The organism is Mesorhizobium sp. M1E.F.Ca.ET.063.01.1.1, assembly GCF_003998155.1.
Taxonomy (GTDB): Bacteria; Pseudomonadota; Alphaproteobacteria; order Rhizobiales; family Rhizobiaceae; genus Mesorhizobium.
The window spans coordinates 1-2,403 of the sequence record NZ_RZSC01000840.1; the positions used below are offsets into that span (position 1 = coordinate 1).

Annotated in this window: 3 protein-coding genes and 1 other RNA gene; all 4 read right to left on the reverse strand. The window is 61.5% G+C overall.

Features of this window, described 5'->3' with window-relative positions:
- An RNA gene (rnpB, locus tag EOA29_RS33140) (RNase P RNA component class A) lies at positions 1–171 on the reverse strand; the annotation flags it as partial.
- A 139-nt stretch (positions 172–310) separates the two neighbouring features.
- Positions 311–1,033, reverse strand: coding sequence for a transglycosylase SLT domain-containing protein (locus EOA29_RS33145; protein WP_126093077.1), 723 nt, complete (start codon positions 1,031–1,033; stop codon positions 311–313).
- Between the two features lie 187 nt (positions 1,034–1,220).
- Positions 1,221–1,988 carry an N-acetylmuramoyl-L-alanine amidase gene (locus EOA29_RS33150; RefSeq protein WP_126093076.1) on the reverse strand — a complete coding sequence of 256 codons (768 nt, stop codon included), beginning with the start codon at positions 1,986–1,988 and terminating at the stop codon, positions 1,221–1,223.
- Positions 1,985–2,403: DnaJ family molecular chaperone (locus EOA29_RS33155; protein WP_145969946.1), on the reverse strand; the 419-nt coding region annotated here is incomplete at its 5' end. The genes EOA29_RS33155 and EOA29_RS33150, both read right to left, overlap by 4 nt.

Below are 2,403 nucleotides of genomic sequence, written 5' to 3' on the forward strand. Positions count from 1 at the left end.
AGCCCACCCTTTCACCCTTGCCGCGGCATTCGCCGCGGCGGTTTGCTTTCTGTGGCACTTTCCCTGGGGTTGCCCCCGCCGGCCATTAGCCGGCACCGTGTCTCCATGGAGCCCGGACTTTCCTCACCCGCAGCCTTTCGGCTTCGCGGGCGCGGCCGCCCGGCCAGCTGGCAAGCGCGTATAAAGGGATTCCCGCCTGAAAACGCAAACGAAAAAGCTAGTGCATGTCTCCCAAAGTGCGCAGCGGTTTTGGGACAACGACATGCATGAACAAACATGCATTGCCCAAATCCACTTCGAAATATGAGCTTTATGCCGGCGAGCCGAGCGCCGCCATCTGCACCTTGACCTTGCTGCAATAGGCGGCCGAAACCGGATTCATCCGCCTTGCACCGTGGCCGGCATTGTATTTCAGGATCGTGCCGCAGGTGGTGCCGCCGCCGAGGCCCTGCGCCATGGCAAGGTACTTCATGCCGTATTTGATGTTGGTATCGGGGTTGAACAGTCCCTTGGCCGAACCCGTATAGCCCATCATCCGCGCCGTCGCCGGCTTGATCTGCATCAGGCCGATCTCACCGGCGCTGCCGACCATGTTCGGCCGGTAATTGCTCTCGATCTTGATGACTGCATTGGCGAGCGAGACCGGGACGCCATAGCTTGCCGCATAGCGGGCGATGATCGCAGAATATTGGCCGCCGGCAGCCCCGCCGCCGATGGCCGAAGACGACGATACGGGCTTCTCCGGGTGAATGGACGCCGTCATCGTCATGTCGACGCTCCGCTTGCCGCGCTTCGCACCGCGTTTCGGCGCTGATCTTGCCGACTTCAATGCGGCGGCCTTTTGCACTTTCGTCTCATCGGTTTTCTTTGGCTTTGCGGCTTTGGGATCCGAGGCCGTCTTCGGCGTTGCGGGGGTTGCCGCGAACCCATTGTCGGCGGCCCGCAAGCTCAGCGGCGCGCTGTTCGCCGGGCCGAAGGCAAAAGTCATCACTCCGGCAGCAACGGCTGCCGCTACAACGGTCAATTTCTGCATGTAGTCCTGTTCTGTTTGAACCGCGCGAAGAACTTCGCTCGGCGTGGCTAACTCAATATCGGCACATCTTGGGAGGCTAGACGTCCGACAACTTGCGGGAGTTGCGTTTGGAGAGCGAATTGGCGCCAATGAAGGCGAGGCAATTCACTTTGTATGACAAAGTTGTAATTTAGGGAACCTGGCGAGACTATCTGAGCGAGGCTGCCTTCACGGAAGCCAGCAGCCTTTGCAACGTGCGGATCGTCGAGTCATCCGCAACGCCGTCGACCAACCGCCGCCGGAAATGCCGCTGAAACGCCGCCACCACGATTTCTGTTTGGCGATCGAAGATGCCCGATATCTCTACGCCATAACCATAGAGCGCCAGCATCGACTGCAATGCCTCGACCTCGGCGCCGGCATCGCCCGCCTTCAGTGCCGCGCCCAGCCTGATCGGGGCCGCGGGAACGAGATGGCCGACGCCGGCCGCAAAAAGCGCTTTCCAGGGAAACTTCTCGCCCGGATCGACCTTGCGCCCCGGCGCCACGTCGGAATGCGCAAGAACCCTCTGAGCTGGAATGGAGTGCCGGCCGATGATCCCAGCGCACAATCCGATCACCGCATCGATCTGCCGCTTCGGGAAAGCTCTATAGCCGAGCGAATGCCCGGGATTGACGATCTCGATGCCGACCGAGCACGAGTTGATGTCGGTGCGCCCGAACCATGAGCTCTTGCCGGCATGCCAGGCGCGGTCGCTCTCGCGCACCATCTGCACGATGCGGCCATCCTCATGGACGAGATAATGCGAGGACACCTCGCTTGCAGGATCGCACAGCCACGCCTCGGCGCCGGCGCCGGTCGCCATGCCGGTATAGTGCAACACGATCATGTCGAGCCTGAGCGTCTCGCGTCGCGGACCGAAATTCGGCGACACCCTGACCTCGGCACCCGGCTGGTCGGGCAAGAAACCGCTCATACGTGCCTGAGGCCCCGTTCGATCATCTCATAGGCCGCGTTGATCGCTGCGACCCTTGTCGTGGCGATCTTGATGAACTCCTGCGGCAGGCCGCGCGCGATAAGCCTATCAGGGTGATTGTCGGAGACCAGCTTGCGGTAGCGCTTCCTGACCTCCTCGAACGGCTTCCCTCGCTCGATGCCGAGAACGACATAGGGATCGGCGGCGCCGAGATTGACGTGCCGCGACAGGATCGCTTGGTAATGCGCCTCGTCGATCCGGAAAATCTCGGCAATGCGATGCAGGAATTGCCCTTCCCGCTCGTGGATCAGCCCGTCGGCCTTGGCGATATGGAACAGCCCGTCGAGTATGTCTTCCAGCATCATGCAATTCGCGTGGCCCGAACCGCAGAGTTGCGCCATGCGCTGGGCATAGA